Annotated in this window: 24 protein-coding genes; 6 read left to right on the forward strand and 18 right to left on the reverse strand. The window is 64.6% G+C overall.

All coding sequences use genetic code 11. From position 1 onward, the window contains the following. Positions 1 to 15: 15 nt before the first annotated feature. The 5 genes from ACZ1JW_RS02050 to ACZ1JW_RS02070 all read right to left on the reverse strand — a co-directional run bounded on the left by ACZ1JW_RS02050 (position 16) and on the right by ACZ1JW_RS02070 (position 6,256). Entirely contained in the window at positions 16 to 2,145 is a 2,130-nt protein-coding gene (locus ACZ1JW_RS02050; RefSeq protein ID WP_465141769.1) for a malate synthase G, read from the reverse strand. Between the two features lie 136 nt (positions 2,146 to 2,281). Beyond that, positions 2,282 to 3,439, reverse strand: coding sequence for an iron-containing alcohol dehydrogenase (locus tag ACZ1JW_RS02055; RefSeq protein WP_465141770.1), 1,158 nt, complete (start codon positions 3,437 to 3,439; stop codon positions 2,282 to 2,284). 347 nt (positions 3,440 to 3,786) lie between these two features. Next, positions 3,787 to 4,119 carry a 2Fe-2S iron-sulfur cluster-binding protein gene (locus ACZ1JW_RS02060; protein WP_465125112.1) on the reverse strand — a complete coding sequence of 111 codons (333 nt, stop codon included), beginning with the start codon at positions 4,117 to 4,119 and terminating at the stop codon, positions 3,787 to 3,789. A 2-nt stretch (positions 4,120 to 4,121) separates the two neighbouring features. Next, positions 4,122 to 5,204 carry a cysteine desulfurase family protein gene (locus tag ACZ1JW_RS02065; protein ID WP_465141771.1) on the reverse strand — a complete coding sequence of 361 codons (1,083 nt, stop codon included), beginning with the start codon at positions 5,202 to 5,204 and terminating at the stop codon, positions 4,122 to 4,124. After that, a complete protein-coding gene (locus ACZ1JW_RS02070) occupies positions 5,201 to 6,256 on the reverse strand; it encodes a cysteine desulfurase family protein (RefSeq protein WP_465141772.1) in 1,056 nt (351 codons plus the stop codon). The genes ACZ1JW_RS02065 and ACZ1JW_RS02070 overlap by 4 nt, the downstream gene beginning before the upstream one ends. A gap of 127 nt (positions 6,257 to 6,383) precedes the next feature. Here ACZ1JW_RS02070 and ACZ1JW_RS02075 point away from each other — a divergent pair, with 127 nt between their 5' ends. Further along, a complete protein-coding gene (locus tag ACZ1JW_RS02075) occupies positions 6,384 to 7,040 on the forward strand; it encodes an alpha/beta hydrolase (protein WP_144902140.1) in 657 nt (218 codons plus the stop codon). Between the two features lie 260 nt (positions 7,041 to 7,300). Here ACZ1JW_RS02075 and ACZ1JW_RS02080 read toward each other — a convergent pair whose 3' ends face one another. The 3 genes from ACZ1JW_RS02080 to ACZ1JW_RS02090 all read right to left on the reverse strand — a co-directional run bounded on the left by ACZ1JW_RS02080 (position 7,301) and on the right by ACZ1JW_RS02090 (position 11,699). Beyond that, positions 7,301 to 8,770 (reverse strand): aldehyde dehydrogenase, encoded by a 1,470-nt coding sequence (locus ACZ1JW_RS02080; RefSeq protein ID WP_465141773.1) that lies wholly within the window; start codon positions 8,768 to 8,770, stop codon positions 7,301 to 7,303. A gap of 13 nt (positions 8,771 to 8,783) precedes the next feature. Next, the gene (locus tag ACZ1JW_RS02085; protein WP_465141774.1) at positions 8,784 to 9,227 is read right to left on the reverse strand and encodes a nuclear transport factor 2-like protein; all 444 of its coding nucleotides are present in this window, start codon (positions 9,225 to 9,227) and stop codon (positions 8,784 to 8,786) included. A gap of 90 nt (positions 9,228 to 9,317) precedes the next feature. Further along, the gene (locus tag ACZ1JW_RS02090) at positions 9,318 to 11,699 is read right to left on the reverse strand and encodes a TonB-dependent receptor (RefSeq protein ID WP_465125107.1); all 2,382 of its coding nucleotides are present in this window, start codon (positions 11,697 to 11,699) and stop codon (positions 9,318 to 9,320) included. A 174-nt stretch (positions 11,700 to 11,873) separates the two neighbouring features. Between ACZ1JW_RS02090 and ACZ1JW_RS02095 the strand changes: the two genes are divergently transcribed. Then, the gene (locus ACZ1JW_RS02095) at positions 11,874 to 12,362 is read left to right on the forward strand and encodes a MarR family winged helix-turn-helix transcriptional regulator (protein WP_465125106.1); all 489 of its coding nucleotides are present in this window, start codon (positions 11,874 to 11,876) and stop codon (positions 12,360 to 12,362) included. A 323-nt stretch (positions 12,363 to 12,685) separates the two neighbouring features. Here ACZ1JW_RS02095 and ACZ1JW_RS02100 read toward each other — a convergent pair whose 3' ends face one another. Next, positions 12,686 to 13,405: a nuclear transport factor 2 family protein gene (locus ACZ1JW_RS02100; protein ID WP_465141775.1), complete on the reverse strand. Its 720-nt coding sequence runs from the start codon at positions 13,403 to 13,405 to the stop codon at positions 12,686 to 12,688. 145 nt (positions 13,406 to 13,550) lie between these two features. On the opposite strand from ACZ1JW_RS02100, the gene ACZ1JW_RS02105 reads away from it, so the two are divergent. Both ACZ1JW_RS02105 and ACZ1JW_RS02110 read left to right on the forward strand, forming a co-directional pair. Further along, positions 13,551 to 14,414, forward strand: coding sequence for a dienelactone hydrolase family protein (locus ACZ1JW_RS02105; protein WP_465141776.1), 864 nt, complete (start codon positions 13,551 to 13,553; stop codon positions 14,412 to 14,414). Positions 14,415 to 14,486: 72 nt separating this feature from the next. After that, complete coding sequence (locus tag ACZ1JW_RS02110) at positions 14,487 to 15,128, forward strand: hypothetical protein (RefSeq protein ID WP_465125103.1); 642 nt, start codon at positions 14,487 to 14,489, stop codon at positions 15,126 to 15,128. 188 nt (positions 15,129 to 15,316) lie between these two features. Here the strand turns inward: ACZ1JW_RS02110 and ACZ1JW_RS02115 are convergent, their stop codons facing one another. The 9 genes from ACZ1JW_RS02115 to ligR form a co-directional block, all read right to left on the reverse strand. Next, the gene (locus ACZ1JW_RS02115) at positions 15,317 to 16,249 is read right to left on the reverse strand and encodes an SDR family oxidoreductase (RefSeq protein WP_465141777.1); all 933 of its coding nucleotides are present in this window, start codon (positions 16,247 to 16,249) and stop codon (positions 15,317 to 15,319) included. Continuing rightward, positions 16,246 to 17,727, reverse strand: coding sequence for a carotenoid oxygenase family protein (locus tag ACZ1JW_RS02120; RefSeq protein ID WP_465141778.1), 1,482 nt, complete (start codon positions 17,725 to 17,727; stop codon positions 16,246 to 16,248). The genes ACZ1JW_RS02115 and ACZ1JW_RS02120 overlap by 4 nt, the downstream gene beginning before the upstream one ends. Positions 17,728 to 17,783: 56 nt before the next feature. After that, the gene (locus tag ACZ1JW_RS02125; protein ID WP_465141779.1) at positions 17,784 to 18,632 is read right to left on the reverse strand and encodes a CmcJ/NvfI family oxidoreductase; all 849 of its coding nucleotides are present in this window, start codon (positions 18,630 to 18,632) and stop codon (positions 17,784 to 17,786) included. Positions 18,633 to 18,930: 298 nt separating this feature from the next. Next, positions 18,931 to 19,875 carry a Gfo/Idh/MocA family oxidoreductase gene (locus tag ACZ1JW_RS02130; protein WP_465141780.1) on the reverse strand — a complete coding sequence of 315 codons (945 nt, stop codon included), beginning with the start codon at positions 19,873 to 19,875 and terminating at the stop codon, positions 18,931 to 18,933. 70 nt (positions 19,876 to 19,945) lie between these two features. Beyond that, positions 19,946 to 20,788, reverse strand: coding sequence for a class III extradiol dioxygenase subunit beta (locus tag ACZ1JW_RS02135; RefSeq protein ID WP_465125098.1), 843 nt, complete (start codon positions 20,786 to 20,788; stop codon positions 19,946 to 19,948). Between the two features lies 1 nt (position 20,789). Then, positions 20,790 to 21,209 (reverse strand): protocatechuate 4,5-dioxygenase subunit alpha, encoded by a 420-nt coding sequence (ligA, locus tag ACZ1JW_RS02140; protein ID WP_465125097.1) that lies wholly within the window; start codon positions 21,207 to 21,209, stop codon positions 20,790 to 20,792. Next, positions 21,206 to 22,231 carry an amidohydrolase family protein gene (locus tag ACZ1JW_RS02145; RefSeq protein WP_465141781.1) on the reverse strand — a complete coding sequence of 342 codons (1,026 nt, stop codon included), beginning with the start codon at positions 22,229 to 22,231 and terminating at the stop codon, positions 21,206 to 21,208. The genes ligA and ACZ1JW_RS02145 overlap by 4 nt, the downstream gene beginning before the upstream one ends. Next, positions 22,228 to 23,049, reverse strand: coding sequence for an NAD(P)-dependent oxidoreductase (locus ACZ1JW_RS02150; RefSeq protein WP_465141782.1), 822 nt, complete (start codon positions 23,047 to 23,049; stop codon positions 22,228 to 22,230). Before ACZ1JW_RS02150 ends, ACZ1JW_RS02145 begins: the two co-directional genes overlap by 4 nt. Positions 23,050 to 23,112: 63 nt before the next feature. After that, positions 23,113 to 24,264, reverse strand: a complete 1,152-nt coding sequence (ligR, locus tag ACZ1JW_RS02155; RefSeq protein ID WP_465141783.1) for an aromatic metabolism transcription factor LigR — start codon at positions 24,262 to 24,264, stop codon at positions 23,113 to 23,115. 106 nt (positions 24,265 to 24,370) lie between these two features. On the opposite strand from ligR, the gene ligK reads away from it, so the two are divergent. Both ligK and ACZ1JW_RS02165 read left to right on the forward strand, forming a co-directional pair. Then, positions 24,371 to 25,045 carry a 4-carboxy-4-hydroxy-2-oxoadipate aldolase/oxaloacetate decarboxylase gene (gene ligK, locus ACZ1JW_RS02160; protein ID WP_465141784.1) on the forward strand — a complete coding sequence of 225 codons (675 nt, stop codon included), beginning with the start codon at positions 24,371 to 24,373 and terminating at the stop codon, positions 25,043 to 25,045. Positions 25,046 to 25,168: 123 nt separating this feature from the next. Continuing rightward, complete coding sequence (locus ACZ1JW_RS02165; RefSeq protein ID WP_465141785.1) at positions 25,169 to 26,230, forward strand: 4-oxalomesaconate tautomerase; 1,062 nt, start codon at positions 25,169 to 25,171, stop codon at positions 26,228 to 26,230. Positions 26,231 to 26,308 lie beyond the last annotated feature (78 nt).

Genomic DNA, 26,308 nt, shown 5'->3' on the forward strand with positions numbered 1-26,308 from the left:
CCCGCCCCTTCAAATTCAAGCTGGCTCGGCCACCTTTGCCATCGCCGCCTTCTTCTTCAAACGCCACGCATGCAGCAGCGGCTCGGTGTAGCCGTTGGGCTGTTCCACGCCGTTGAACACCAGATCGCAGGCCGCGCGGAAGGCGAAGCTTTCTTCCCAGTTTCCGGCCATCGGCTCGTAGAGCGGATCGCCCGCGTTCTGTGCATCGACCTTGGCTGCCATGCGCTTGAGGCTGTCCATGACCTGCGCGTTGGTCGCGACGCCGTGGAGCAGCCAGTTGGCCATGTGCTGGCTGGAGATGCGCAGCGTGGCGCGGTCTTCCATAAGGCCCACGTCGTTGATGTCGGGCACCTTGGAGCAGCCGACGCCCTGATCGATCCAGCGCACGACATAGCCCAGCAACCCTTGCGCGTTGTTGTCGAGTTCCTCGCGCACTTCCTCTTCGGACCAGTTCGCGCCGTCTGCCAGCGGGATCGCCAGCAGTGCGTCGAGGCCGGGCGTGGCTTCCTGCGCGACGCTTTCCTGCACTTCGAAGACGTTGACCTGGTGGTAGTGCATCGCATGCAACGTTGCCGCGGTGGGCGACGGGACCCATGCGGTGTTGGCGCCGGTCTTCGGGTGCGCGATCTTCTGTTGCATCATGTCGTGCATCATGTCGGGCGCGGCCCACATGCCCTTGCCGATCTGCGCCTTGCCGGACAGGCCGTGGGCCAAGCCGATGCAGACGTTGCGCTTTTCGTAGGCGGCGATCCAGCCCGAGCCCTTGATGGCACCTTTCCGAATCATCGCGCCTGCCTGCATCGAGGTGTGGATTTCGTCTCCGGTGCGATCGAGGAAGCCGGTGTTGATGAACACGATCCGGTCGCGCACCGCGGCGATGCAGGCGGCAAGGTTGGCAGACGTGCGGCGCTCCTCGTCCATGACGCCGACCTTCACGGTATGGCGATCAAGGCCCAGCAGGTCTTCGACCGCGTTGAACAGGTCGTTGGTGAAGCCGACCTCTTCCGGCCCGTGCATCTTGGGCTTGACGATATAGATGCTGCCGGTGCGGCTGTTGCGGTGGCGGCCAAGGCCCTTGATGTCGTGGGCGGCAATGGCGCTGGTGATCACCGCGTCCATGATGCCTTCGGGGATCTCGCTGCCGTCTTCGAGCAGGATCGCCGGGTTGGTCATCAGGTGGCCGACATTGCGCACGAACAGCAGGCTGCGGCCGGGGAGCGTGATTGCATCGCCCGTAGCCGAAGTCCATTCGCGGTCAGCCTCAAGCGCGCGGGTCATGGTCTTGCCGCCCTTCTGGAAGCTCGCCTCCAGATCGCCGCGCATCAGGCCGAGCCAGTTGCGATAGGCCAGCAGCTTGTCCTCGGCATCGACCGCCGCGACGGAGTCCTCAAGGTCGACGATGGCGGTGAGCGCCGCTTCCATCACGATGTCGGCAATGCCCGCCTTGTCGTCAGCGCCGACCGGATGGGTGCGGTCGAGCACGATCTCGACATGCAAGCCGTTGTTGGCGAGCAAGATGCCGCCGGGCTTGGTCCCCGCAAACTGCGTGGAATCGCACAGCGGCAACGCGCCCGTCCCATCCCAGTCGGCCCAGCTCATCCCGTCGAGCGGGAAGGTCAGGTCGAGGAAGGCGCGGCCTGCTCGGACGACGGCCGCACCGCGATCCTTGTCATACCCACCCCGCCGCGCGGGCGGCGCATCGAGTGCGTCGGTGCCGTACCAGGCGTCATATAGGCTGCCCCAGCGCGCATTGGCGGCGTTGAGCACGAAGCGGTCGTTGAGCACGGGCACGACCAGCTGTGGCCCTGCCATGCAGGCAATCTCGCGATCGACGTTCCGGGTGCCGATGGTGAAGTCATCCGGCTCGGGCACGAGGTACCCGATTTCGGTCAGGTATGCGCGGTACTCGTCCGCGTCGATGGGCTTGCCCCGGCGCTCTCGGTGCCATGAATCGATCAGCGCCTGCAGCGCGTCGCGCTTGGCGAGCAGCATGCGGTTTACCGGAGCGAAATGGCCGACCAGCGCGGCAAAACCCTGCCAGAAAGCCGCGACATCGAGCCCGAGCGGCCCGAGCACGTCACTGTCGATAAAGCTGGCGAGATTGGCGTCGACCTTGAGGCCGCTGCGATCGATACGTCCGTTCATTTCACCCATGTCCATACGCTCACATTAGCGACGCCCCGCAAACCGTGCGCAGCGCCGAATCCGATGAACCTGGGGAGGAACGGCCCAAGCCTATGCATGATCCGGCAGGGCATTGCAATCATGCGAAAGTCTGGCGTCAGCCGAAGACCTTGGCATAGAGCCGCTCGATTTCCGCCGCTTCCGGAACGCGCGGGTTGTTGCCGGGCGATCCGGAAGCGAGCGCCTGCCGTGCCATTTCGGGGACGACCTCGAACCAGCGTTCCTCGCTGATGCCATGGGCGCGAGGGGATGGGACTGACAGGTCAGCATTGAGCGCTGCCAGTTCCTCGAGCAGCCGAGCCACTGCCGACTGGTCACCTTCGTCCGCGCGCGCCACGCCCATCGCCCGCGCGCAATCGGCATAGCGGGACAGCGCGGCGGGCGCGGAAAAGGCTGTCGCCGCAGGCAGGAGCATTGCGTTGGAAAGGCCATGCGGAACGTGGAAGAACGCGCCGACCGGGCGGCTCATGCCGTGGACCAGCGCGACGCTGGCGTTGGAGAACGCGATGCCTGCGTGATGCGCGCCGACCATCATCGCCTCGCGCGCCGCGCGGTTGCCGGGTTCGGCACATGCGGTGCGGATATGGGGCGCAATCAGCTTCATCGCCGAGATCGCCATGGCATCGCTGAAGGGATTGGCCTTCTTCGAGACATAGGCCTCGATCGCATGGGTCAGCGAATCGATCCCTGTATCTGCCGTCAGCCGCGCGGGCTTGCCCATGGTCAGTTCGAAATCGACGATCGCCACGGTCGGCAGAAAGGCGAGGCCGGCGCAGAGCATCTTCTCGCTGGTGGCCTCGTCGGTGACGATGGTGAATTTGGTGGCTTCCGATCCGGTTCCGGCGGTGGTGGGCACCGCGATGATCGGCAGGCCGGGGATGTCGGTTGTGGCGGGTGCCTTCATCGACTGGACCGGGCGCGGGTCGACGGCAAGCGCGGCAATTGCCTTGGCGGTGTCAATCGGGCTGCCTCCGCCGAACCCGATCACGCAATCGCAGTCGGCGGCGCGCAGGGCTTCCAGCGCTGCCTCGACGACAGCGACAGTGGGATCAGGCACGGTTTCGGCAAAGACCGTGGCGGTCATTCCCGCCGAGTCGAGCACCCCGGTCATGCGTTCGACCATCCCCGAGCTGACCAGAAACCCGTCGGTCACGACAAAGGGCCGTGACACCCCGCACTGCGCCATTGCGGCAGGCAGCTCGGCCAGAGCCCCGCCGCCGATACGGATCACACGCGGCAGATTGATCGCAGCCATTTGGGTCCTCTAGCTTCTCGCGCCCATTCGACCGCAAAACGCGCTTGTGGGCAAGAGACCAAAAGGCGAGCCTGACCTACCTCTCATCAAGAACGCCGTCGCTTAGACGCGGGCGGGGTCTATGACCTTGCCTTTGTGCACTGCCGGAGCGTGATGGATCCCGGCCTTCGCCGGGATGACGGCGGGGTTGGGATCGCGGACTTGGCGCCTTAAGCAATCCGTCGCCCGGCGCAGGCCGGGGCCCATGATCTTGCTGTCGTGCGCTGCCGAAGCGTGATGGATCCCGGCCTTCGCCGGGATGACGGGGCCGGGGCGAAAGGGGAGGGAGTGGTGATTCGTGGGCCGGGTCAGCGGCCTTGCATGTCGCGAGCTTCGGCAGGAATGTGCACGACCAGGCCCTCGAGCGCTTCGGTCAATTCGATCTGGCACGAAAGGCGGCTGGTGCGGGTGACGCCAGCGGCGAGGTCGAGCATGTCCTCTTCGTCATCCACCGCGGGCGGCAGCTTGTCGAACCATGCGGCGTCGATCACCACGTGGCAGGTGGAGCAGGCCATCTGGCCTTCGCAGGTGCCTTCCAGTGGCATGCCCTTGGCCTGGCCGAGTTCCAGCAAACGCGTGCCCGCTTCGCCCTCTGCGGCAATCTTTTCGCCCTTTGCCGTGACGAAAGTGACGCTGACCATGGTTACAAGACTCCCTGCGCGCGTGCCGCGGCGTTGATCGCCCCGGCCGCCTCTTCAAGCTCCTTATCCCCCGTATAGCGTCCGAAACCGATGCGGATCGCGGTTTTGCTATCCCTGTCCGAAAGTCCGAGCGCGCGCAAGACATGGCTCGGCCTGCCCGACCCGCTGGCACAGGCCGAGCCTGCAGAAAATGCCACGGTGCGGCATTCCGACAACAGTCGCGCCACATCGAGCCCCGGCAGCCGCAGGTTGAGATTGCCGTGCCAGCGCTCGGTGGCCGAGCCGTTGAGAGTCCAGCCTTCGAACAGCGCCAAAGCCTTGGTCCACAGCTTTTCCACATGAAGCCGGTCGGTTTCCGACAGACTTTTGCACAGCGCCGCTGCCGCGCCAAAGCCGGCACAAAGCGCAGGGGACAGCGTGCCCGAGCGTAGGCTGCCCTCCTGACCGCCGCCGTGAATCAGCGGCGAAAGTTCCACCCCTGCCCGCACCCACAGCGCGCCGATGCCCTTGGGGCCGTGGAGTTTGTGGGACGACACGGCGATCAGGTCTGCCCCATCGGGCGCGGCGATCTTGCCCGCCCCCTGCACCGCATCGCACAGGAACAGCGCGCCGATGTTGTGCGCCCGTCGTGCGAGCTCCGCGACCGGCTGGATGGTGCCGATTTCGTTGTTGACCTGCATCACCGCGACAAGGCTGGTGCCTTCGGGAACAGCCACTGCGGGATCTACAAGCCCCTCGCCATTGACTGGCAGCACCGTGACTTCGGGATCAAGCACCCGCGCCGTGTCAAGCACGGCGGCATGTTCGATGGCGCTGACTGCAAAGCGCTTTCGGCCCGATCCCGCCAGCGCCAGATTGATCGCCTCGGTCGCGCCGGAGGTGAAGACCACGCGCCCGCCCGGCGGGAGGAGCGCGGCCACCTGCTCGCGAGCGACCTCCACCGCCGCCGCCGCCGCTCGCCCTGCGCGATGCGGACTGTGCGGGTTGGCGAAACCCATGGCTTCCGGCCCCGCCAGCCACGGCATCATCGCTTCGCGCGCCTCGGGAGCGAGCGGCGTGGTGGCCTGATAGTCGAGGTAGATCATCCCATGATCTCCTTCCATATCTCGACGAACCGCGCGATCTCGTCCTCGGTCGTCTCGCGGCCGATAGAGACACGGATGACCTCGCCGGGATGCGGATGGCCCATTGCGGTCAGCACGTGGCTGGCCTTCAGCGAGCCCGAGGAACAGGCACTTCCTGCGGAAACGGCGATGCCCGCGCCGTCGAAGCGGATCAGTTGCGCTACGCTCGACTTGCCCGGCATGCGGTAGGCGGAAATCGTCGGGCTGCGCACAGACTCCGGCGCAACAATTTCCGCCCCGTTTTCAAGCAGTTGATTCGTCAGCGAATCTCGCAAACCTGCAGCGCACTTGAGCCATTGATTCCCGGCTTCGAGAGCAGCCACCATGCCGAGCACCAGCGGCAGCGCCTCGGTCCCGGCGCGATAGCCGCGCTCCTGGCCGCCGCTCGGGCTCAGCATGGCCCAATCGCGCACCAGCAAGGCTCCGACGCCAACCGGCCCGCCGAACTTGTGTGCCGATAGCGCGATCATGTCCGCCTGCGGCAAGGGAAGTTTCCCCGCGCCCTGTGCGGCATCGACCAGCAACAGCGAAGTGTAGGACTTTGCCAACGCGGCAATCGGCGCAAGGTCCTGCACCACGCCGGTTTCGCTATTGACCTGCTGGACTGCCAAGAGCGCCGGCCCTCCGGCCTTAAGCGCTTGCTCCAGTTCGGAAATTCTGATCATCCCGGCCGTATCGACACCCAAGCGAATGGCATCCGGCGTCAGCCGAAGCACCGCCTCATGCTCGACCGCGCTGGTTATGTTCTCCATATGTTTCCCCGGGGAAACATTCTTTGTGGCGATGGCAAGCGCCTCGCTCGCCCCGCTGGTGAAGATCACTTCGCCCTGCCAGCCCAGCGCTGCCTTCACGCGGGCCCGCGCATCTTCCAGCGCCGCCCGCGCCGCGCGCCCCGCCGCATGCGGGCTCGAAGGGTTTGCCCAGATGCGAAAACCCTCCTGCATCGCCGCCAGTGCCTCGGGCAGGAGCGGCGTCGTGGCGGCGTGGTCGAGGTAGATCGGTTTTTGTGGCAACGTGAATCCCAGCAAATGCGCGGAAAGATTGCTTTCGAAGGGTTGGTTTCTATATAGCCGTCAACGCAATTCCCAGCCCCGGCATTCCGTGCCGACCGGGCCAGACCACAGGATTACCGGACAGGCAATGCCCGCAGTCATTTTCCCCGGCCCCGAAGGCCGTCTCGAAGGTCGTTTTCAGCCCGCCACCCGCCCCCGCGCACCGGTCGCGATGATCCTCCATCCGCACCCGCAGGCGGGCGGCACGATGAACGATCGCATCACCCAGGCGATGTACAAGACTTTCGTCGCGCGCGGCTTTGCCACGCTGCGCTTCAACTTCCGGGGCGTCGGGCGCAGCCAGGGCTCGTTCGACAACGGCATTGGCGAACTCAGCGACGCGGCCGCCGCGCTCGATTGGGTGCAGTCGATCCATCCTGAAGCCAGCACCACGTGGATCGCGGGCTATTCGTTCGGCGCCCTGATCGGCATGCAGTTGCTGATGCGCCGTCCGGAGATCCGTGGCTTCATCTCGGTCGCCCCGCCTGCCAACATGTACGATTTCAGCTTCCTCGCGCCCTGCCCCGCCTCTGGCATCATCGTACAGGGCACGGCGGACACCGTCGTCACGCCCAACGCGGTGCAGAAACTGGTCGACAAGCTGCGCACGCAGAAGCACATCACCATCCACCACGACGAAATCCCGCGCGCCAACCATTTCTTCGAGAACGAAATGGACGACATGATGCGCGCCGTGGACAACTACCTCGACATGCGCCTGTCGCCGGACTGCCCGATCCGCTGATCACGTCGCATCTTCACGATCCGTCGCCCAGACGCAGGCCGGGGCCTGTGGCCTTACAGTCGCGCGTCAACGCATCGTAATGGATCCCGGCCTGCGCCGGGATGACGGGGTGGTGGAGGGCGGTGGAATGCGCGCCGATCGCCCTCCCAGACTTGCGTCGCCTCGGCGCAGGCCGGGGTCCATGGCCTCACCGTCATGCACCACCGCACCTTAATGGGTCCCGGCCTGCGTCGGGAGGACGGGAATGAGCGAACGGAGAATCAAAGCGCCGACGGCATGCCGTCGATCAGGATGGTCTTGAGTTCGAGATAGGGGAACAGCCCCTCCGGCCCGCCTTCGCGGCCGATGCCCGATTGCTTGAACCCGCCGAAGGGCAAGCCGAAGTCCATGCGCAAGCCGTTCTGCCCGAAGCCACCTGTGCGCACGCGGCGCGCGATGCGGTAGGCGGCATCGGCGTCAGTGGTCAGGACCGAGCCGTTGAGGCCGTAGGCGCTGGCATTGGCGGTGCGGATCGCGTCTTCCTCGTCCTCCACCGGGATCAGGCTGAGGACGGGGCCGAAGATTTCCTCCTGCGCGATGCGGCTGTCGTTCCTGACGTTGGCGAACAGTGTCGGTTCGATGAAGTAGCCGCGGTTCATGTGTGCCGGACGCCCCCCGCCGGTCACCAGATCGGCGGTGGCCTTGCCCTCTTCGATATACATCTCGATGCGCTCGAGCTGGCGCTTCATCGCCACCGGGCCGAGTTGCGCCTGCGGATCATCGGAATGGCCGATGCGGACCTGCTTCATCTCGGCGGCGATGGCGTCGGCGAGTTCGTCGTGGCGGTGGCGCGGGACGATCACGCGGCTCAGCATCGCGCAGACCTGCCCGCTCATCATCGTGATCGTGCCCGCAAGCATCCTCGCGGCGGCATCTATCGGGAAATCGTCGCGCACGATCGCGGCGGACTTGCCGCCCAGTTCCAGCGTGCATCGCGCCATGCGCGCGCCGCAGACCGAGGCGATGCGCTTGCCCGCGACAGTGCTGCCGGTGAACGAGACCTTGTCCACGCCTTCGTTGCAGACAAGGTGATCGCTTGCCTCGCGATGCCCGGTGACGAGGTTGACGACGCCCGCCGGAATGCCCGCCGCCTCGGCCGCCTCGGCGATGATATAGGCCTCGAGCGGCGTTTCGGGCGATGGCTTCATGATCACCGTGCAGCCGGTGAGCAGAGCATAGGCGACCTTGTTGGCCATAATCCCGAACGGCCCGTTCCACGGCGCGATGGCGGCAACGACGCCGACCGGTTCATACGCGATCAGCGCAGTATCGGCGGCCATGCTCGGGCGGCGCTCGACGAATTCGAACTGTTCGGCAAAGCCCGCGATCTGTGCCAGCGCCATGACGCTGCCGCCGTGCATCGGGCCGGCAAACGAGGCGAGCCCGCCCATCTGCGCGGTCCACGCCTTGGCGAGCTCGGGCACGCGGGTTTCGAGATGCGCGACCATGCGGCGGAATACAGCGATGCGCTCGGCAGGCGGCGTGGTTGGCCAGGGACCATGGTCGAAGGCCGCGCGCGCTGCGGCCACGGCGGCATCCATGTCGGCCTCGTCGGCTTCAGCCACGCGCCCCACGACCTGCTCGGTGTTGGGTGAGATGAGGTCGATCATCCGGCCTGAGTGCGCAGGGACCCACTGGCCGCCGGTGTACAGCTTGTCGGGATGGGCGACGTTCACGCCTTCGGGTGTCATGGCTTATGTCCTCTCAAGCCTGCGCCAGCGCGCACTCGACGCGCTCGATCAGGCCGTTGTTGATCGTATAGAAGATGAACTGTCGCATTTCCTGCACTTCGCCCGCCCTGATCGGGAAAAAACCGTGCAGCCCCTGCGCATCGAGCGCCTCCCGGGTGAGGTCCTTCACGCCTTCGACGCGGATGACACCGTCGATGGCGGTCAGCGTATCCGAGCAGGCGAAATTCAGCACCGTCACGCTTTCCTTCACGTGATCGTGGAGGAAGCCGTAGAAGTCCTTGAGCGTCTGCCGCGAGCGGATTTCGACGCCGAAGAAGGTCATCAGCGGCGGATCGACATAGAAATCGGCAACCGCGTCATAGTCCTTCGCGTTGAACGCGGCGACATAGCGGTCATAGGCCTCGCGCGTCAGCACGGCATCTCTCCCCTTCGCGGCCGGATTCGGCTCGTAGGTCAAACGCTAACATTTGATAGGGTTTGCGCCAAGCGCAAAAGAAAGGGGCGGCCATTGCTGACCGCCCCCGTTCCCCCATGAACCTGAAACGGATCAGAAGCGCTTCTGCACCGTGACCGCCCACTCGCGCGGACGACCGACCTGGCTGTAGGCCGTGCCGGTGAAGGCATAGACTGCAGCGAAGCGGAAGGGCGTGTAGTATTCGTTGAACACGTTCTGCACTTCGAACGCGATCGACAGATCCTCGGCCTCGTTCCGCCAGGTCAGACGGGCGTTGCCGATGTTGTACGAGTTGAAGTACTCGATCGGCTGACCGGCAGCCAGACGACCGGCGCTCGTGCGACCAGTGTGGGCATAGTCGAAGCGCGGCGTCAGCGAGCCAGCGCTGCCGAGGTTGGCGCGATACTGGATGCCGAAGCTGTACTTCCAGTTCGGCGTCACGATCGGATCGGTCAGCAGGATGGCGTTGCCCACCCGCGGGTCGATGTTCTTGTAGTTGCCAGTCAGATGGCTGAGCGAGGCATCGATATCCAGGCCCTCGATCGGCGAGGCCTGCATTTCAACTTCGAAGCCCTTGATCCGGCCATTACCCGCATTCTGGCGCGCACCGCACGGCGCGTTCGAACCCAGCGACGCACACGAAATCAGCGGAAGCTGGATGTCGTTGTAGTCGTTGATGAAGCCAGCGATGTTGAGGCGCAGGCGGCGGTCGAACAGGTCGGTCTTGAGGCCTGCTTCGTATGCCGTCACCGTTTCCGGATCGAAGCTGCCGTTCAGGGCCTGCGCGGCGTCGAACGGACGCGCGGTCACGCCACCACCCTTGAAGCCGGTGCCCACGGTGACGTAGGCCAGCACTTCGGGGCTGAAGCGGTAGTCGGCGGAAATGCGCCAGTCGACCTTGTCGCCTGCGTACGTCGCCTTCACGCCATCAAGCGCGCCAAGGAAGTACGACACCGTGCCGTCGAAGTTCTTGCGGACGAAGGTGTAGTCCTTGCTTTCCTTGGTATAGCGCAGACCGCCGGTCACGGTCAGGCCATCCATCGGTCGAACGATCGCCGTACCGAACACGGCCTTGCTGTCCGCGTTCACCGGGTCGTTGCCGAGGAACTGGAAGTTGAGGCCCGGCGCGATGTAGCGGATGTCCTGGCGGGTGAAGTAGGTCGAACGCTGGTCGGAGTAGAAGCCGCCCACGGTGACGTCGACCGTGTCGCCGAGCTTGGCGTTGACACGCAGTTCCTGGCTGAAGAACCAGAACTTGAGGTCGTTGTAGCCCTGGCCGACGACATTGAGGTCCGGCGTATAGTCGTCGTCGGTACCCCACTTCTGGCGATATTCGCGGTAGGCGGTGATCGACTGGATGCTGACATCGTCGTTGAGCTTGAACGTGCCGTTGCCCGAAACGCCCCAGCCAGTGAACTTGGTGCGGTTCGGCATGTAGTAGCCGTCCTTCACCTGACCCCACGGTCCGGGGATCGACAGGCCCGGGGGCGGCGTGTTGCCCTGCCCGTAGAAGTTTGCGTAGGTGCAGAAGCGGCCGCACAGGTAGGTGCTGCTGATCTTGGCCGGATTGATCAAGGAGATCACTTCAGCGGCATTCGTGCGGTTTTCGTACGTGTAGTCGCCGATGACCGTGTAATCGATCGAGTCATTCGGGTTGTAGCGCAGCGAACCGCGGATACCGGCGTAGTTCTTCTCGCCCAGCTTGTCGATCAGGCAGCCCTGACCGCTGCTCGGACGCGCGCCGATGCCCTGTGCATTGTTCGGGAAGACGCAGCCGTAATCGAGCTGGTCGACATAGCCTTCCTGGTGCTTGTAGACGCCCGAAATGCGGCCATAAAGCCCTTCGGCAAGCTTGAAGTTGGCGCTGGCACGGAAATCGGTACGCTGGCGGCTGCCATAGACGGCTTCGACCATGCCCGAAGTCTCGTCGGTCGGCCGCTTGGAGAACAGCTTGATCGCACCACCGATGGCGTTACGGCCGGTCAGCGTGCCCTGCGGACCACGCAAAACTTCGACGCGCTCAAGGTCCAGCAGATCGAAGATGCCGCCGGTCAGCGTCGCGTAGTACACGTCGTCGATGTACATGCCGACGCCCGGTTCGTAGGCTGGGTTGAAGTCGAACTGGCCGATGCCGCGGATCGAGGCGCCGAGCGACGAACCATAGGCGCCACCCATCGCGTTGAGCTGCACGTTCGGCGCCTGCTGCGCGATCTGGGCAAGATCGGTCTGGTTGCGCGAGGCGAGCAACTGCGCGTCGACCGCGGTGATCGAGAGCGGGGTGTCCTGCAGGCGCTGTTCGCGGAACTGCGCGGTCACCACGATCTCGCGTGCCGATTCCGACGTGTTCTCGTCAGCCTGGGTTTGTGCCTGCGCCTGCTGAGCCATGGCGGGCATCGCCATGCCGAGCGAGAGCGCGGCAAGGCTGCCTGCAGCAAGCAGGCGCACGTGTGACGTGGTACGATGGGCTTGAGCCATATCCCCTCTCCTGTATGGTTCTCTTCGGAACCGGTTGATGTTTGTTAGTAAGACATACTAAATCACGCTTTGCAAGCCTAACATTTGCGAGCGTGGCGCGAAGCCGGAACTGATGCAGATCGGGCACACTTCGCCCCTTGCTCCGGGACGGGAACCCGGCGATAGAAGCGGGCGATGAATCCGGTCCCGGCCCCTGAATCCCAGTCTGACGCCCCGGTCGACCTCGCCATCGAGGGCGAAGTCGCGCTGCTGATCGACCTGCTCAAGCTCGGCACCTTCATCGGCACGCCAATGCGTGAAGGCGTGGCCGATCCGCTGGGCCTGACCACCACCGACCTGCGCATCGTTCTCGCACTGGGCGGCGAAGGGGAACTGGCGGGGCACGACCTGTCGGAGATCATGGGCGTGCCTCCGATGAACGTCAGCCGCGCCATTGCCGCGCTTACTGACCGAGGCCTTGTCGAACCCGGCGCAAACCGCCGCAATCGCCGCCGCAAGCCGGTCCGTCTGACCGATGCCGGCCAGCGCCTGTTCGCCCGCACGATCCCGGCCATGTCCCATGTCGGCGCCGACCTGTTCAAGGGCGTCTCGCAGCGCGACCGCGAGGCTTTCCGCCGCGTCGCCGCCTCGGTGCTGGCCCGGATCGGCCGCTGGGGCGCTTGATGCTCGTCTTGCATCCCCGCCCCTCGGCTGGCCGGCAGGCCGGTCGCTCGGGATAAACTGCCCAACGGGCAGGCAGGGAGCTTTCTCTCCCAACCTGGGCGTAAACCGACTGAGGCCCCCGCCTTCGCGGGGGAGCAGGATTATCTCACGCAAAGACGCAAAGACGCGAAGAGGTTGCAGGTTACGCAGGCCTTATCGCGTCCCAATACCGCACAAGAGATCGAAAACGGCGTCTCCATAAACACGACATCTTTGCGTCTTTGCGTCTTCGCGTCTTAGCGTGACATCATCCATTTCCTCATCCCCACGTCTCAACGCCCCCCTCAAGGCCACTTCTTCTGCAGCTTGGTGAAATCGCCGACGGCAAAGGCCTTGGCCAGCACCGGGTGAGCAAAGCTCATCGCCACTTCCTGACGGTTGGGCCAGGTCTGGCGGACGTCGGTTTCGGGCAGGAGCCGGTCCGGCCCGATCGGGTTTTCGGGGAAGCACACGGCGGCGGGCTGCAGGTGCGCCACGGTCTTGGACCAGCCGGTCTCGTAATCGGCCTGCCACTGCATCATGTAGTCGAGCCGCTTGATCTTCCAGACGCCGTCTTCCTTGACGTAGTCGTTCTCATAGATCCCGCTTTCCCAGAACTGCTGCGGCATGCCTTCGGGCTTGTCCTTGAGGATGTCGTCGTGCCACCCGCCTGCGAGAATGCCGCGGAAGCGGCCCTTGGCGGTCAGGCCATCGGGCGCGATGGTGATCACGTCCTGCAGTTGGAAATGGTCGAGCAGCAGCCCGTGGACCGGGCCGCGCCGTCCGCCGGTGAACAGGTTCTGGAACCACGTTCCGTAGAGCCGCATCACCCCTTCGTAGCCGACGTATTCACCCGAGAGGAACACGACCGCCCCATCCTTTGCGAAGAGGCCGGCCACTTCCTCGGGCCGGTTGTAGTCAATGTAGTAGCCATAGGCCCATTGCAGGCGGCGGATCGCATTAATATCCTCAAGCTCGGTCACGCGGGCTTCGAGCGCGGCGAGGCGGGCATTCACGTCGGTCATCAGGCGACTCTCCCAAGTCAATATTTGTATGTAACACTAACAAATGCGTCGCCGAAAGCGAGAGCAAAAATCACCCGCCGAGGCACCTTGCGCGCCAAGGCCTCCGCGCTAGTCTCTGCCCCGGACGGAGCGTGGAGAATCTGCGATGTGCGATGAGTTTACCGAGGCCGAGAACGCCGAATTTTTCCTCAATCGCCGCGAGTTCGCCTCGCTCGGCGCAGGCGCTGCTGCACTCGCCACCATCCCCGGCTGCGCTACGGCAGCCGAAGCGCCCACCGTGAGCCGCATGGTCACGATCGACACGCCGGATGGCAAGGCCGACGCGTTCTTCGTCTACCCGAAGAAGGGCAAGCACCCCGCCGTGATCATGTGGCCCGACATTGCGGGCCTGCGCGATGCCTACAAGACGATGGGCACCCGCCTTGCAGCCGCAGGATATGCGGTGCTGGTCGTCAACCAGTACTACCGCTCCAGCCCGGCGCCGATCCTCGCCTCGCTGATGGAATGGCGCACGCCTGCGGGGCAGGAAAAGCTCAAGCCCATGATCGGCGCTATCACGCCATCGGGCACCACGACCGACGCTGCCGCCTTCGTCTCGTGGCTCGATGCGCAGAAGGAAGTGAACTCGAAGAAGCGCATCGGCTCGTGCGGCTATTGCATGGGCGGGCCGTTTACCGTGCGCACCGCCTTTGCCAACCCGGCCCGCGTCGGCGCGGCGGCATCGTTCCACGGTGGTGGCCTTGTCGGTAATGCGCCCGACAGCCCGATCAACCTGATCCCCAAGACCCGCGCCGCCTACCTCTTCGCCATCGCCAAGAACGACGACGAACGCGCGCCGAAGGAAAAAACCCAGCTTCGCGTGGCGGCTGACGCAGCCAAGCGGCCTGCGGAGATCGAAGTCTACCCGGCGCAGCATGGCTGGTGCACCCTGGACGCGCCGATCTACGACCGGGCGCAGGCGGAGAAGGCTTGGGGGCGGATGCTGGCGTTGTTCAAGAAGAGTTTGTGAGGCTGACACATGGCTGTCAGACTTAAAGCTAGAAGGGCGACAAGCCTGAAATCGAACATGGCAAGGTAAACGATGCTGATTATTCCGCTGCTCGCCCTGTTCTCGGCGACGAACGGTCCGCCCGCATCGAACATGGGTCCGTGCGAACTTCACGTCTGGCAAACAGAGAATTATATTTCTAGCTCACCTGCTCCCTATTTAGCCTATGGCGGCTTGGGGGCGGCGCTTCAAAGCCTGCACGATAGCAGTTACCCTGCCGACAGCGTCGTCGGAGTAATGGACTTCGAATTGAAAGCTGAACGCCTCAAGCCGCTTCTCGAAAAAGTTGATTGGCAGAGCTACCTTGGGTCTGGCGATGTGAGCATAATCGTCGAACCCCAGATCATAGACAAATCATTCATCGGCAAGGCGCGTTCAGCGAAAACCCGAAACTCCCAATCGCAGGCATCTTGCTACGCTGAACTTTACCTCAGTGACCAGACATTCGAAGGCGGGTTCATAAAATCCCATTTGTTCAATAATCTCACGATCAGAGACTTTCGGAATGGCGGTTATTTCACGGCAAACGGCATCGTCTGGAATCAGTTGAAGGGGTTTCCAGCCAAAGACGAAGCATCGCTGCCAGTCGCCAGAGAGAACTTCCGGGACGCCTTCGTCCGAAACGTGGTGAAGTTTCTGGACAAGAAGCTACCGCGCAAGCCCAGCAAGGGCTGAATGTGCGGCTCAGCCACTGAGAATACCACTAACCCGCCGTCGCCCGGGCTTGACCCGGGGCCCCGCTGCCTTTGCGCGAGGTGTCGGCCTCAGCTTGGCCGAAGGAGAAAAGCGGGATCCCGGGTCGAGCCCGGGATGACGGGAGTGTGGTGGTCATAAGCCCACCTCTTGCACTAATGTGGTGCCCTTCAAGCCCCCCGCAGCATCTCCGCGTTGTCCTCGATCATCTGGCGGACCGAGCGGGCTTTGCGGCCCGTGAGGCGCTCCACGTCGTCGGTGCACAGTTCGAGGAAGCCTTCGCGGATGGCGCGGCCGAAGCTGACCATGTCGTCGCTGTTCCAGGGGATGCCGGCGACTTCGAGATCGTCGACCGGGCGGCGGGGGATGCCCATGGCGTCGAACATCGCGTACTGGCCTTCGTCGTCGAGCGAGACGTGTTCGACGGGGCGTCCGGTAACTTCGGCCATGATCGCGGCGACTTCGGCGAAGGTCTGCAGGTCGGGGCCGGTGATGTTGTAGATCCGGCCCAAGTGCTTGTCAGAATCTGGGCCCTCGCCGGTCAGCACGGCGACGGCGCTTTCGATGCAGTCGTCGCGCCAGACCATGGCTTCGCGGCCTTCTCCGGCGTTGGAGAACCACTTGCCGGTCTGGATCACGTTCGGCCCCATCATCAGGACCATGGCATCGGCATAGTGCGCATCGCGCAGCATCGTCCAGCCGCAGCCCGAGGCGCGGATCAGGCGTTCGGTCTCGATATGGTCGTGGCGGACTTCGGCGGGGTTGGCGGGGTCGTCGATGCCAATGAAGCTGGTGTAGATCACGTGCTTCACGCCTGCCGCTGCGGCCGCATCGATCGCCGCCCTGTGCTGCACTACGCGCGCGCCGACGCGGGTGCCGGAGATCAGGAGCATCTTGTCAGCGCCCTGCACCGCCTGCTCAAGCGTCTCGGGCTTGTCGAAATCGCCATAGCGCACGGTGCAGCCCTGGGCGGCGCGGTCGCTGAGCTTTTCGGGCTTGCGGGTGATCAGGATGAGGTCTGCGGCGCGGCCCTGCGCGATCAGCCGGTCGGTGACGCCGCGACCATAATTGCCCGAGGCTCCGGTGATGACGATCTTGCTCATGCCAGCGCGTCCAGCTGCGCCTGCGGGACCCACCAGCCGTGGACTTGCGGGCGCAGGCGGGTGGGGATGTGGACCTTGGCAACCGGCCCTGCAGCGATGTTTCCGGCATCGACCACCCAGGCTTCGTGGATGAACTGGTTGTCGGCGACCTGCTGGTCCATGATGAACACCAGCCAGCCGTCCTTGGCGGGATCGGTGGCAGGCACGTGCACCGGCTCGTTGAACCCGGCCATCGGCGGCAGGGCGAGCGCATTGGTCACCTGCGGGGTGGCTGTGTCCATCCCGTCCAGCCGCAGCAGCATGTTGAAGCTGACGCCGACCGGCCCGGCGAACAGCGGCGGTCCCTGCAGTTGCGGGTTCATCGAGAGCATGAAGCCGGTCTTGTAGGGGCAGCCCTGCAGCTTCGCCGGGATCACCGGGAAATCGCCCGGAGGACCGATGATTGTTTCGGTCACCTCGCCGCCCTCGCTGCGCGGATCGACGGTCCAGCGGGTGAGCGCGCCGACCACGTCCTGCGGGCCGATGTGGATGCCCGAAGGCTCGCGGATGAAGGCGAAGGCGTTGGTGTTGTTGAGGCAGGCATCGAAGTGGAGCATGCCGTCCGCATCCTCCCACGCGTTCATCATGTGGTAGGAGTGGCAGCCCTTGGGCCCCTTGAACCACTTGATTTCAGACACATCGCCATAGCGCGGCATGACGCCCAGCCATGAGTCCAGCTCCGGCTGATGGTGCCAGTGCTCCCCGCCTGCCTTGAGCCGATCAAGGTCCGCTGTCGTCGGGTAGATCGGGAACAGCGCGTAGTTCTCGCTGATCGTGAAATCGTGCATCATCGCGCAGTAGGGCGCATCGAACCACTGTTCGGACTTCAGCGTGCCATCAGGTGCGACGATGCAGTAGGCGACCTTGGTCGAGGCCTGCCCGTCCGCCTCGTAGCCATAGAAGAACAGCTCGCCTGTCTCGCCGTCGATCCGCACGTGCGCAGTCATCGTCTCGCTCTTGAGCGCGCCGCCGAAATCGTAAGAGCCGAGCGTTTCCAAGGTCTTTGGATCGACGCGATAGGGCCGCCCGTCCTCCTTGGCCATCAGCAGACGCCCGGCGTGCCAGACCGGCGTGGTGTTGGCGACGGTGCGGTCCACGCCCTGCACCGAAGGATCATCGGTGAAGGGGTTGCGATACTTGCCGAACAGCGCCTTTCCGGCAGCCTTTTCCGCCATGTAGCGCGCGGTATGGACATACTTCTGCGCGAAGTCTGCCGTGCCATCGCTGTTGAACGACAGGCGGCTGACCATGCCATCGCCCGACAGCGTGTGATCATTGTCGAACATCGGCGGGAAGGCGGGATCGGGAACGGCGCGATAGAAACTGCCGCGCACTTCGGGCGGCAGATCGCCTTCCACCTTCAGTCCAAGCAGGTCCACTTCCTGCCCTACCGGCTCGTTCGCCCCGGTAAAATAGATCGTCTGCGGATACGCGCCCATGACCACACCTCACCCTATCATTTGTTACGGTATGTGTAGCGCAAAGCGTAAGGCAATCAAGCCCACCAATAGGCGGTCGCGCGCATTTCGATGCTGACGCGGGGCGGCGCATCGGCGGGGCAGTCGGGCAAGTCGAAAGCAACGTGGGGCACGTGGTGCGCGCGGGCGGGATCGCTGTCGTTGGTCTTGAACAGCACCGCCTCGTCGATGGTCATGGCGGAAAACCAGTGCCAGCGGTGCGCCGGGTTGTGCGCCACGACCAGCCCCTCGAAAGACCACTCCGGCTTGCCCGGCTCGTCGAACACGGCATCGGCAAGGATCAGGTCTTCGGGCGCAAGGCTTCGCGCATCGCAGAACGCCAGCGGCACGTCCTGCGGCGGCGGCGAGATGGCGCGCCAGACGTTGTAGTGGGCGCAGCGCAGGAATGCCCGACCGTTGGCGCCGCGCTCGCCGAACGTCTGCGCGGTGCGGTCGGAAATGTCGATATGGGCAAAGCGCGCGGGCATGGAGTTGTTGAGGCTGCCAGCCTTGCCGCTCTTCTCCGAGAAGCGCAGGAGACCCGGCGCGCCGACATGGACGAAATCTGCGCCGGTGTGCGCCTGCACCAGTTCCTCGATTTCGCGCATGTGCAGCCGTGCGACCTGCTCGCGGTCGGCAAAGTCGGCGACGGCGCTCTTGTGCGCCACGATCTCGAAGCCCTCGCGATCAATGCTGGTGCCAAGGCCGCGGGCATCGGTCATCGCCATCGGCGCGAGGGCAATCTCGACCTCGTCGCGCTCGTGCGCGTTGGCGTAATAGCGCGGGCGTTCGAACCGCCGCCCGGAATAGGCAATCAGCGCTTCCATCATGCTCTCCTTGGCCGGCCCGCTTGTGGTGTAGGTCCGTCGTTGAATTTCAGTCGTCATCCCGGCGAAGGCCAGCTTCAAAACACTACCGTCATGCGCTGCGGCGAGGTCATGGGCCCCGGCCTGCGCCGGGGCGACGGTGGTGGGGGAACAAATCTTAAATCCCCTCAGCCGTCTTCCGACCAGTCAAACCAGACTCTCGCCTCCAACCTCGTCATCCCGGCGAAGGCCGGGATCCATTACGCCTCTGGCACGCCCGACAGCGAGGTCATGGGCCCCGGGTCAAGCCCGGGGTGACGGGAGGTAGTGTAACTCCCCAACGAAAAAGGCCCGCCGTTTCGGGCGGGCCTTTTGCAAATCAACCGGCGGCCAGCTGCTGTTCCAGCTCGCCCAGCACGCGGTAGCAATCGAGCACCTTGGCGACCGAGCTGTTCGGCTCGCGGCCTTCGCGGATCGCGGCGATGAATTCGCGGTCCTGCAGTTCGATGCCGTTCATCGAAACGTCGACCTTCGAAACGTCGATCGGCTCTTCCTTGCCGTTCACCAGATCGTCGTAGCGCGCGATGTAGGTCGCGGTGTCGCCGATGTAGCGGAAGAAGGTGCCGAGCGGGCCGTCGTTGTTGAACGAGAGCGACAGGGTGCAGATCGCGCCGGTCTCGCTCTTGAGCTGGATCGACATGTCCATGGCGATGCCCAGTTCAGGGTGAATCGGGCCTTCGATGGCATTGGCCTTGACGATCTTGCCTGCCTGATAGGCAAACAGGTCCACCGTGTGCGCGGCGTGGTGCCACAGCAGGTGGTCGGTCCACGAGCGCGCCTCGCCCTTGGCGTTCATGTTCTTGCGGCGGAAAAAGTAGGTCTGCACATCCATCTGCTGGATGTTGAATTCACCCGCAGTGATCTTGTTATGCACGTACTGGTGCGAAGGATTGAAGCGGCGGGTGTGGCCGACCATGCAGACCTTGCCCGTCTCCTGTTGCACGCGCAGGACTTCCTGCGAATCCGCCCAGCTGTCGGCCAGCGGGATTTCCACCTGCACGTGCTTGCCCGCCTTCATGCAGGCGATGGCTTGGCTCGCGTGCATCTGCGTGGGCGTGCACAGGATTACTGCGTCAACGTCATCACGGGCGAGCGCTTCTTCCAGTTCAGTGCCGGAATGCTTCGCGCCGTACTTCTCGGCAACGGCGGCGGCCTGTTCGGCACGGCGGCTGATGATCGAGGTGATTTCGACGCCATCGATGTTCTTGAGGCCGTCGAGGTGCTTTTCGCCGAACGCGCCGGCGCCTGCCAGGGCTATGCGCATGTCTGTTCCCTTTCTTGAAAAGGCACCGGGCGGCTGTGGAGCCGCCCGGCAAGGGTGGATGGGGAGAAAGTCAGTCTGCCGGTTCGAGCACGATGTGCCCGATCGCGGTGTTGCTGCACGGAATGTGGTAATGGCGGTTGAGCGTCTTGACGCTCTTGCCGAGCGCCCCGCGCATGATCAGCCACATGACCATCTCGATGCCCTCCGAGCCGGTCTCGCGCAGGTATTCGATGTGCGGGATGTGGCGGACGTCGTCGTTGTCCGATTCCAGCATGTCGAGGAACTTGTTGTCCCACTCGCGGTTGAGCAGCCCGGCGCGCGGACCCTGGAGCTGGTGGCTCATGCCGCCCGTGCCCCAGATCTGCACGTTGAGGTCTTCGGGGAAGCTTTCCACCGCGCGGGCAATCGCCTCGCCCAGCGCCCAGCAGCGGTTGCCCGACGGGACGGGGTAGGTCACCACGTTCACCGCCAGCGGCACGACCTTGCACGGCCACTTTTCCGGCTGGCCGAACATCATCGAGAGCGGCACGGTGAGGCCGTGGTCGACGTCCATCTCGTTGATGATGGTCATGTCGAAGTCTTCGAGGATCAGGCTCTGGGCGATATGCCAGGCAAGATCGGCATGGCCTTCCACGTCGGGCACCGGACGCGGGCCCCAGCCCTCGTCGGCGCTCTTGTAGTGCTCGCCGCAGCCGATTGCGAAGGTCGGGATAATGTTCGCGTCGAATGCCGAGGCGTGGTCGTTATAGACCAGAATCACCACATCGGGCTTCTCGCGCTTTTCCCATTCGCGGGTCCACTCGTAGCCCTTGAAGATCGGGCCAAAGTAGTCGTCCTGCCACTTGCCCTGATCGACGGCGACACCAAGCAGAGGAACGTGGCTGGAGCCGACGCCAGCGGTAATGCGGGCCATCTCAATAGCCTCCCTTGATCGAGCGGTTGCCGATGGGCGAACGGCCGCCATCGAGCATCATTTGGCGGTATTCCGGCCAGGTCATGTCGGTCATCGTGCTGACCGCTTCGGCGAACGGCAGTCCGTCCGAGGAGAACAGCTTCGACAGGAAATAGACGTTGCCGCCAAGGTCGAGCAGCGCGTTGTAGTCGCGCTTGAGCAGCGCCTGCTTGGCCTCTTCCGAGATGTTCCACTCGTCGAGGTAGGCGCGCTCGTCGGCCTTGAAGCGCTCGCGGTTTTCGGCCTTCATCAGGCTCATCGCGAACTGATTGATCCAGTAACCCTTGCGCGCGCGGGCAGCGGTGTAGACCCGCGTGCCTGGAATGTCTTCCAGCTCGGCAAGGTATTCGTGGATGTTCTGCTTGGGCGTTTCCTGCGTCACAGGCCCCTCTCCTTCAGCTTGGCGTCGAGACGCGGGAACACGCGGCGCGCGTTGCCCTCGAAGATCGCGTGACGTTCGGCATCGCTGATGTCGAGCGCATCGACATAGCGCTTGGTGTCGTCGAAATAGAACCCGGTGGTGGGATCGATCCCGCGTACCGCGCCGACCATTTCCGAACCGAACAGGATGTTCTTGTTCTCGATCACGTCGGCCAGCAGGTTGATCCCCGGCTGGTGATAGACGCAGGTATCGAAGAACACGTTGTTCATCAGGTGCGTGTCGAGACCGGGCTTCTTGAGCATGTCGGCAAGGCCGCGATAGCGTCCCCAGTGATAGGGCACCGCGCCGCCGCCGTGCGGGATGATGAAGCGCAGGGTGGGGAACTTGCTGAAGAGGTCGCCTTCCAGCAGCTGCATGAAGGCGATGGTGTCAGCCGCGATGTAGTAGCCGCCGGTCGCGTGCATCGCCGGATTGCACGATCCCGAGACGTGGATCATCGCCGGAACGTCCAGCTCGACCATCTTCTCGTAGAACGGGAACCAGAACTCGTGCGTGAGCGGTGGGTGCTTGAAGTGGCCGCCGCCGGGATCGGGGTTGAGGTTGCAGCCGATGAAGCCCAGCTCGTTGACGCAGCGCTCCAGCTCGGCGATCGAGCTGGTCATGTCCGCTTCGGGCGACTGCGGCAGCATGCACACGCCCGCGAAGGTTTCGGGGTAAAGCCCGACGACGCGCGCGATCAGGTCGTTGCACACCTGCGCCCACTTCACCGCGACCGACTGGTCACCCACGTGCGGGGCCATGGCCGAGGCGCGAGGCGAGAAGATCGTCATGTCCGCGCCGCGCTCCTTGAGCAGGCGCAGCTGGTTCGATTCGATCGTCTCGCGGATCTCGTCGTCCGAGATATCGGGATAGGGCGGGCACTCGGTCCCGGCCTTGAACGCGGCCTTCTGCTTCTCGCGCCACTCGTCGTGCGCCTTTGGCAGCACGGTGTAGTGGCCGTGGCAGTCGATGATCATGGTCATGCGACTTTCGTCCTCTCTGGGGTAAATGCGATTGTCTTTCCGGCCTGCTCGCGCTGGCGTTTCACGGTGCCGTTGGTCATCACTGGCTCTATGCCCAGCGATTCCAGCGTCTTGGCACTTTCTTCCATCTCGGCAGCGCGCCGGAGCCCGTGGGTCGTCATGCGCTCGACATTGTATTCGGCACGCTCGAACCAGCTTTGCGCCTTCTCGCTGGCATCGAGCGAGGACAGCACCTCGTCCACCACGCCCGCCGCGCTCGCCGCCAGCATCATTTCCGCCGTCAGAGCCTCAATGCCCTTGACCATGACCGAGCGGATCATCTTGATTGCACTGGCGCGGCCGATCTCGTCGCCGACGACGCGCGTCTTGGCAAAGCCTGCGGCGCGCAGCCGCGCCTCGGCCTCGGCCGCATGAGCGCCCGAAATCAGCAGCGGCACGTTCATCCGCGCCGGGTTCACCGGCGCCAGCACTGCCACGTCGACATAGCGCCCGCCCGCCGCCTCGATGGCCATTGCCGCCGCGCGCTTGGTATCGGGTGCGACGGAATTCATGTCACACCACAGCGCACGCGGCTTCAACAGTGCGGCATAATCTTCAGCCGCAGGCAGCGCTGAATCCGCCGTCACCAGCGAAAGCACCACGTCGGCATCACTCAAGGCATCCTCGGCCGTCGCACAGACCACGACGCCCGCCCCTTCCATCACCGCGCGTCGGGCGGGATTGATGTCGAAAGCCAGCGCCGCAGACTCCCAGCCTGCCGCCTTGGCAAAAGTGGACCCGGCCTCGCCGAAGCCGATCAGGGCAATAGTGCTCTCCATGGGCGTGGGTCCTGCGCGGACATGCGCAAAGGAACAAATGCAAACATCGCCGGGGTCATAAATTTATGCAAAGCCTTCCGCCGCCACTTCGCGCAGGAGTGCGACGAAGGCGGCTTGCGGCGCGGTCGGCCGCCAGCCCTCGCGCGTGGTGATGCCGATGGTCCGCGCGACCGGCACCGGCGGCGGCAGCGTGGCGAGTACGCCTGCGTCCAGCTCCACTGCCAGTTGCGCCGGAGAGAGCAGGGTCAGCGCGTCCGATCCGAGGAGCAACTGTCGCACGGTAAGGACTGAGCCGCACTCGATCCTGACATGCGGCGGATCGACACCCGCGCCGCGCATCATGCCTTCCCAGTAGTGGCGCAAGGGTGTGTCGCTCGCAGGTAGGATCCATGGGTAGGAGGCCAGCGCCACACCATCCACCGCACCTGCAAGCAGGGGATGTCCGGCGCGCATGACCAGCGCGGGCTGATCCTCGAACACAGGCTCCTGCGCCAGATCGTCCAATGACGACGCCTCGCGCAACGCCCCCAGCATCATGTCCACTTCGCCATCGCGCAAGGGGCCTGAAAGCTCAGCATGGCTCCCTTCGACCACGGCCACGTCCACTCCTGGATGCGCGGCGGCAAAGCGCAGGATCGTCTCGGGTAGCCAGCGCGCGCGGCTGAGCGGCATGGCGCCGACGACCACGCGCCCCGCCGCCTTGCCCTGCCACGCGGCCACTTCGGCAAGGCCTGAGCGCAGTTCCGCCATGGCAAGGCCGAACCCGCGTGCGCGGCGCTCTCCGGCAGCGGTCAGCGAGACCGAGCGCCCGCGCCGGTCCACCAGCCGCTGCCCCAGTGCGACCGAAAGATCCGCCACGGCGCGGTGAAGCGAGGCTGAGGACAGGCCCGTCGCCTCGGCCGCCATTGCATAGGAGCCTGCCCTTGCCAGAGCCAGAAAGGCCCGCACCTGCGTCCCCGTAACGCGCGGGGAGCCGACATGGGCAATCGCGGCTTCGGCGCGCGGGGCGAGCAGCAGCGCGGGATCGGTCGGAGTCATTCCCGCAGGCCCGCGCTCGAACAGCGCGCAGCCAAGGTCCGCCTCCAGCCGCGCGATGGCCTGCGTCAGCGCGGGCTGCGTCAGGTTCACCGCACGCGCTGCCCGTGTCACGCTGCCATGGCGGACCGTGGCGGCGAAAGCGGCGATGTGGCGGATGTTGATCGCGTGGAGTGCCATGCCCGCTCGCTTAGCATTTCCTTATGCCTCCTGCCAAACAATGCATTGGTTCCCCGCGGCCCACAGTTCCATGGAACGGCGCGAAGAGTTTCATTGGGAGCCGGAAATGTCGGGTATCGTCGTCCAGAACATCGAACGTGCCGATCCAGCCGTGATCGACGGCCTTGCCGCCTGTGGCGTTGCCACCGTCCACGAAGCGCAAGGCCGCACCGGCCTGCTCGCCTCCTACATGCGCCCGATCTATCGCGGCGCGCGCATTGCGGGCTCGGCTGTCACCATCAGCGCCCCTCCGGGCGACAACTGGATGGTCCACGTTGCCATCGAACAGCTTCGGGCCGGAGACATTCTCCTGCTGGCCCCCACCTCCCCTTGCGACGACGGCTACTTCGGCGATCTCCTTGCCACCAGCGCCCAGGCGCGGGGATGCCGGGGTCTTGTGATCGATGCGGGCGTGCGCGACGTGCGCGACCTTACCGAAATGAACTTCCCCGTCTGGTCCAAGGCGATCTACGCGCAAGGGACCGTCAAGAACACGCTGGGTTCGGTCAACGTCCCCGTCGTCTGCGCCAATGCGCTGGTGAACCCCGGTGACGTGATCGTGGCCGATGATGACGGTGTGTGTGTTGTTCCGCGCGAGAAGGCTGCCGAAGTGCTCAAGGCTGCGCAGGCGCGCGAAGCCAACGAAGGCGAAAAGCGCGAGAAGCTGGCCGCAGGCGTCCTCGGCCTCGACATGTACAAGATGCGCGAACGGCTGGAGAAGGAAGGCCTGAAGTATGTCTGAGGGGAACAGCACGGCGCTGGCTTCCCCCCTCCCGCAGGCGGAAGGGGTCGGGGGTGGGCCGTCCACCCGCAGCGCCTTGCTCCTGCCCACCCCCAGCCCCTCCCGCCTGCGGGAGGGGAGCCGATGAGCACTGGTCTCTCCATCCCTTGCATGTGGATGCGCGGCGGCACGTCCAAGGGCGGTTACTTCCTCAAGGATGACCTGCCGACTGAGACCGCCGAACGCGACGCGTTCCTCCTCGCGATGATGGGCAGCCCCGATCCCGTGCAGATCGACGGCATGGGCGGTGCGGACCCGCTGACCAGCAAGGTCGCGGTCGTCTCCAAGTCCACCCGCGTAGGAATCGATGTGGATTACCTGTTCCTGCAGGTCTTCGTCGATCAGGCCATCGTCACCGATGCGCAGAATTGCGGGAACATCCTTGCTGGCGTCGGCCCCTTCGCCATTGAACGCGGACTGGTGGCCGCAACGGGCGATGAGACTCGCGTTGCGATCTACATGGAGAACACCGGGCAAGTGGCCGTCGCTACGGTCAGCACGCCTGGTGGCAAGGTGACCTACAAGGGCGAGGCTAAGATTGACGGCGTCCCCGGCAGCCACGCCCCGGTTCCATTGGAGTTCCGCGACACCGCCGGATCATCGTGCGGCGCGCTTCTGCCGACGGGCAACGCGGTCGACGTGGTCAACGGCACTGCCGTCACGCTGATCGACAACGGCATGCCCTGCGTGGTGATGAAGGCCGAGGATCTCGGCATCACCGGGTACGAGGACCGCGACTGGCTGGACAACGCGACTGACCTGAAAGCGAAGATCGAGGCGATCCGCCTGATTGTCGGCCCGATGATGAATCTGGGCGACGTGAAGGAAAAGTCCGTCCCCAAGATGATGCTCGTCGCCCCGCCGAAGAACGGCGGCGCCGTGACGGTGCGCAGCTTCATCCCCCACCGCGCCCACGCCACCATCGGCGTACTCGGCGCGGTCAGCGTGGCGACGGCATGCCTCATCCCCGGCTCACCCGCCGCCGAGGTAGCCTCGATCCCCGAAGGCAGCCGCAAGCTGCTCTCGGTAGAACACCCCACTGGCGAGATGAGCTGCGTTCTGGAAGTCGACGATGCGGGCGAAGTCCGCACCGCCGCCCTCCTGCGCACTGCGCGCAAGCTTATGGACGGGGTGGTTTTTGGCTGACGTCGTGCAGCATGCTTCGAAAAGCTCAGCATGAGCGGGGTTGGGGCAAGATTAGACAAGATCCGCTCGTCCTGAGCT

Source organism: Novosphingobium sp. BL-A-28-Hi1-0D, assembly GCF_055521755.1.